General features: G+C 72.5%; 4 protein-coding genes. 1 reads left to right on the top strand and 3 read right to left on the bottom strand.

Annotated features, from left to right (window positions below):
- Positions 1-102: 102 nt before the first annotated feature.
- A complete protein-coding gene (locus STRAU_RS37955; protein ID WP_016645694.1) occupies positions 103-2445 on the top strand; it encodes a SpoIIE family protein phosphatase in 2343 nt (780 codons plus the stop codon).
- Here the strand turns inward: STRAU_RS37955 and STRAU_RS37950 are convergent.
- The 3 genes from STRAU_RS37950 to STRAU_RS37940 all read right to left on the bottom strand — a co-directional run bounded on the left by STRAU_RS37950 (position 2358) and on the right by STRAU_RS37940 (position 5158).
- On the bottom strand, positions 2358-3464 hold the full coding sequence (locus STRAU_RS37950; RefSeq protein WP_037664627.1) for an AI-2E family transporter: 1107 nt from the start codon (positions 3462-3464) through the stop codon (positions 2358-2360). The two genes, STRAU_RS37955 and STRAU_RS37950, sit on opposite strands and share 88 nt — an antisense overlap.
- A 97-nt stretch (positions 3465-3561) precedes the next feature.
- Positions 3562-4518, bottom strand: a complete 957-nt coding sequence (locus tag STRAU_RS37945; protein WP_037664625.1) for a pirin family protein — start codon at positions 4516-4518, stop codon at positions 3562-3564.
- A gap of 160 nt (positions 4519-4678) precedes the next feature.
- Positions 4679-5158 (bottom strand): SseB family protein, encoded by a 480-nt coding sequence (locus tag STRAU_RS37940; RefSeq protein ID WP_016645691.1) that lies wholly within the window; start codon positions 5156-5158, stop codon positions 4679-4681.
- Between the last annotated feature and the right edge of the window lie 82 nt (positions 5159-5240).

Below are 5240 nucleotides of genomic sequence, written 5' to 3'. Positions count from 1 at the left end.
GGGTGGGAACAGCCGCCGCGCAGCGGCGGCGCACGGCTGCCGCCCCGAGGCCCACGGGGCACAAGGTGGCGAGGGGTACGTCACTGTTCCTACAGTGATGAAATGCGCACCGACGAGCCCCGCGAGCAGGTGGGGGACCCCTCCCTGCCTCCCGACCGGGACTCCCTCCCGCCCGTGGGCGCCGTCCTCACGGCCATCGCCACCGGCCTGTGGCGCTGGGACAACGCCACCGGGGTCGTCACCCTCGACGCCGAGGCGGCCCGCCTGCTGGGCCTGCCGCCGCACGCGCGGATCACCACCGAGGCGGCCGTACGCTCCCGTTTCCACCCCGTCGACTGGAACGAGATCCACGGCATCGTGCAGCTCGCCGTCGCCGAGGGCACCCTCGCCGAGGCCCGGCTGCGGATCATGGACGACCAGGGCCGCCACGTGCTGCGTACGGTACGCAGCCGCACCAAGCCGATCGTCCACGACGAGGCGAGCACGTACGAGCTGATCGGCACCATCCAGGAGGTCTCCGAGCCCGCCCCGGGAGCGGCCGCCCGCACCCCGGTGACGGGCGACTGGCGCCGCTCCCGCGAGGCGTTCCTGCTGGACGCGGGCCGCGCGCTCGCGGAGGCACGCTCCACGGAGGAGGTGCTGCGGGTCGCCGCGGGCCTGTCCATGCCGGGGTTCTCGCCGGACGGGCTCGCCGTCTTCGGCGCCAAGGCCGACCGCCTGACCGTCGTCGGCCACCACGGACACCACGGCTACGGAGACGACGATCCGCTCGCCTCCATGCCCCTGGACACCGACTATCCCGCCGCCGAGGTGCTGCGCACCGGCCGCGCCGTCTACCTGTCCTCTCCGGAGGAGTACCGCCGCCGCTACCCGACCACCTGGCCGCTGGCGTCCCGCTTCGAGCGGCAGTCGTGGGCGTTCCTGCCGCTGACCGTCGCGGGCCGCACCATGGGCGCGTGGATGGCGGCGTTCACGTACCCCGTGTCGTTCACGCCCGACGAGCGCTCCGTCCTGACGACGGTCGCCCGCATGCTGGCGCAGGCCCTGTCGCGGGCCGGGGTCGCGGAGTCCGAGCGGGAGCTGACGGAGGGCCTGCAGCGCTCCATGCTGCCGATGCTGGGCCCGGAGATCCCGGGCATGAGCGTGGCCGCACGCTACGTACCGACGGGCGGCGGCCTCCAGGTCGGCGGCGACTGGTACGACGTGATCCCGCTGCCCAGCGGCCGCATCGCCTTCGTCATCGGCGACGTACAGGGCCACGACGTGCGGGCGGCGGGACTGATGGGGCAGTTGCGCATCGCCCTGCGCGCGTACGCCTCCGAGGGGCACCGCCCGGACGCGGTGCTCTCGCGCGCCACCCGCTTCCTGTCCGGCATCACGGACGGCATCACCTACGGCTCGACGGACACCCGCGACGACCACGACGGCAAGGACATCGCCGGTGACCCGCGCTTCGCGACGTGTCTCTACGTAGAGGCCGATCCGACGACCGGCGTCCTGGAGATCGCCCGCGCGGGCCACCCCGAGCCGGTCATACGCATGAGCGACGGAACGGTCCTGCAGCGGCCCATCGCGGGCGGCCTGCCGCTCGGCATCGACCCGGACGCCGACTATCCGACGACCCGCCTCGTCCTGGTCGCCGGCGAGACCATGCTGGTCTGCACGGACGGCCTCATCGAGACCGGCGGCCACGACCTGGAGACGGGCTGGTCGCGGATCCGCAAGGTCCTGGAGGACTACGAAGACGGCGCGGAGCGCCCGGAGCGCGCGGATCACGCGGACCGCGGGGGCCCCGAGACGTACGACGTGTACGAGGCGCAGGCCGCCGAGAGCGAGGGCCTGGAGGCGCTCGCCGACACCCTCGTGCAGGCCGTGCACGGGCCCTCCTCGCACCACACGACGGGACCGCTCGCCGACCGCCGCGAGGACGACATAGCGGTCCTGCTGCTGCGCCGCACCGGCCACCCGGAGCAGCGCGCCCGCACCCGCCGCACCATGCTGACCATCGCGCAGGCCGAGCCGGAGCGGGTGGCGGGCGCCCGCGGGCACCTGCGGGACCTGCTGCACGACTGGGCGGACCCCGACCAGGTCGACTCGGCGGTCCTGCTGGTCTCCGAGATGATCACCAACGTGCTCGTGCACACCGACGGCGACGCGCTCCTGGTCGCCGAGGTCACCGGCGAGGAGGGCACCCGCAGGCTGCGGGTGGAGGTCGCCGACAGCAGCGACGACCTGCCGCACAAGCGCCACCCCGGCGAACTCGCCTCGTCCGGGCGCGGGTTGGTGCTCATGGAGCTGCTCGCCGAGCGGTGGGGGGTGGATCCGCGGGGCGAGGGGAAGAGCATCTGGTTCGAGCTCTACGAAGCGTCTCCGGGGGCCGGTCCCGAGCCCGGCGGCGCGGTCGAGGGGGCCGTCGGGGAGGCGGGCGGGGCCGAGGCGCCGTAGCGGGCGCGCAGTTCGGAGACGACGCCGAAGGCGGCGGCCGTCAGCGGCACGGCGAGCAGCATCCCGATGATCCCGGCGACGGACGCCCCCGCGGTGATCGCCAGCATCACCACCGCCGGGTGCATCTGCACGGTGCGGCTCTGGATCATCGGCTGGAGCACGTGCCCTTCGAGGACCTGCACGGCGAGCACCACGCCGAGCGCCCACAGCGCGATCGCCAGGCCGCGGTCGGCGAGCGCGACGAGCACGGCGATGGCGCCGGACAGGAACGCCCCCAGGTACGGGATGTACGCGCCGACGAAGACCAGCGCCCCGAGCCCGGCGGCGCCCGGAACGCGCAGGATCAGCAGCCCCACGGTGATGCACACGGCGTCGATGAGCGCGATGAACGTGGTGCCGCGCATGAAGCCCTCGACGGCCGTGAAGGCGCGGCGCGCCATCGCCTCGACGGTGTCGGCGGACGACGCGGGCACCAGCGAGCGCAGCGCGCCCGCGGTCTTGTGCGAGTCCCGCAGGAAGAAGAACACCAGCAGCAGCGCGAGCACGGCGGTGGCGATCATCTCGCCCACCACGCTGATCCCGCTGACCACACCGGACGCGGCGGTGCCGCCGAACTTGCCCAGCAGGTCCTTGGAGTTGGACGCGAGGTCCTCCAGCGAGGTGCCCGCCGCGCCGAAGTGCTTCGACAGGTCACCGGCGGCGTTCTTCAGGGACGAGATGATCTGGTCCCCGGTGTCGATGAGGGCCGCGACGACGATGTACGTCGCCCCGCCGACGACCGCGAGCACGGCCGCGCAGGTCAGTCCCGCCGCGAGGGAGCGGTGCACCCGCATCTTCACGAGCCGCCGGTACAGCGGCCCGAGCAGCGCCGTCCCGAGCAGCGCGAGCAGCACGGGCGTGACGGCCGTCTTCAGCACCGTGCACAGCCACACCCCGACCCCGGCCACACCGGCGACGAGCAGAACGACCAGGCACCAGGCGGCCACGCGCCGCACGACCTCGGGCAGAAGGGTATGCACGCTCCCACCCGAGCACGGGGGTACGGCCTACGCATGCGGGGCGTAGGCCGTACGGACGTCCCCCAGGGTGGGCTCACCTGCCGTTCCCGGGTGTGGTCTACATGCCGTGGACGGCGGGCACCGACCCCAGCAGGCCCTTCTGGAAGTCCTCGAAGGCCTGCTGCAGCTCCGCGCGGGTGTTCATCACGAACGGCCCGTAGTGCGCCATCGGCTCCCGGATGGGCTGCCCGCCGAGAAGCACGACCTCCAGGTCGGGCGTGTGGGAGTCCTGCTTCTCGTCCGCCCGCACGGTCAGCGACCCGCCCGCTCCGAAGACGGCGGTCTGCCCGAGCTGGACGGGCCTCCGCTCCGCCCCGACGGTCCCGCGCCCCGCCAGCACATAGGCGAGCCCGTTGAAGTCCTCCCGCCAGGGAATCGTTACTTCAGCCCCGGGCCGCACGGTCGCGTGGATCATGGTGATCGGCGTGTGGGTGATCCCGGGCCCCTGGTGACCGTCCAGCTCACCGGCGATGACCCGCAGCAGCGCGCCGCCGTCCCCGGTGGTCAGCAACTGCACCTGCCCGCCCCGGATGTCCTGGTACCGGGGATCCATCATCTTGTCCCTGGCCGGCAGGTTCACCCAGAGCTGGAGCCCGTGGAAGAGCCCGCCGGACATGACGAGCGACTCCGGCGGCGCCTCGATGTGGAGCAGCCCGGAGCCGGCCGTCATCCACTGGGTGTCGCCGTTGCGGATGGTGCCACCGCCGCCGTTGGAGTCCTGGTGCACGAAGGTGCCGTCGATCAGGTACGTCACGGTCTCGAAGCCGCGGTGCGGGTGCCAGGGCGTGCCCTTGGGCTCCCCGGCGGCGTACTCCACCTCGCCCATCTGGTCCATCATGATGAACGGGTCGAGGTACTTGTAGTTGATCCCGGCGAACGCGCGGCGCACCGGGAACCCTTCGCCCTCGAAGCCGCCCGGCGCGGTCGTCACGGCGAGCACGGGGCGCGCCACGGCGTCGGCCGGGGCGGTCACCTTGGGCAGGGTCAGCGGATTCTCGACGGTCACTGCAGGCATGGGATGGACCTCCTTGTACGCTCAGATTAGTTGAACGTAGAACTTTCTGCCACCTGGAACACGGAACGCCCGGAGGGCATTCCCTCCGGGCGTCCGGGTGATCGAGAGAGGTGGGGTCCTTGGCCGAAACGGGGTGGCCGTGCGGGCGGAGCCCGCGGAGCTAGCCGTACATGCGGCGCATGGCGAAGTCGACCATCTGCTCGACGGCCTTCGCGTCGAACACCATGCGGTGCTCGCCCTCCATGTCGAGGACGAAGCCGTAGCCGGTCGGCAGCAGGTCGATGACCTCCGCGCCCGTGATCACGAAGTACTTGGAGTCCTTGCCCGCGTACCGGCGCAGCTCCTTGAGCGACGTGAACATCGGGATGACCGGCTGCTGGGTGTTGTGCAGCGCGAGGAAGCCCGGGTTGTCACCGCGCGGGCAGTACACCTTCGAGGTCGCGAAGACCTGCTGGAAGTCCTCGGCGGACATCGAGCCCGTGGTGAACGCGCGCACCGCGTCCGCGAGGGACGGGGGCGACGGCTCCGGGTACAGCGGGGGCTGCTGGCCGTAACCACCGGGCATCTGCGCTTGCGGCGGCGGCTGTTGTGGCGGGACGTACCCCTGCCCGACACCCGCGTGCTGGTCGTAGCCGTACATAGTCGCCAGCGTACCGATCCTGGCGGGGCGCCGTACGCGGTCGGCGGATCCGTCGGCCCACCGGGCCCCCGCGCCCCCGCCG

It is taken from the genome of Streptomyces aurantiacus JA 4570 (assembly GCF_000414115.1).
In the GTDB taxonomy this organism is placed as follows: domain Bacteria; phylum Actinomycetota; class Actinomycetes; order Streptomycetales; family Streptomycetaceae; genus Streptomyces; species Streptomyces aurantiacus_A.
The sequence above is the reverse complement of the archived record's forward strand: the minus strand, read 5'-3'. Positions and strand labels throughout refer to the sequence as shown.

Bases quoted from the DNA above. Each gene is read 5' to 3' on its own strand.
- STRAU_RS37955 (WP_016645694.1), top strand. From the start codon at position 103: ATGCGCACCGACGAGCCCCGCGAGCAGGTGGGGGACCCCTCCCTGCCT.
- STRAU_RS37945 (WP_037664625.1), bottom strand. From the start codon at position 4,518: ATGCCTGCAGTGACCGTCGAGAATCCGCTGACCCTGCCCAAGGTGACC.
- STRAU_RS37940 (WP_016645691.1), bottom strand. From the start codon at position 5,158: ATGTACGGCTACGACCAGCACGCGGGTGTCGGGCAGGGGTACGTCCCG.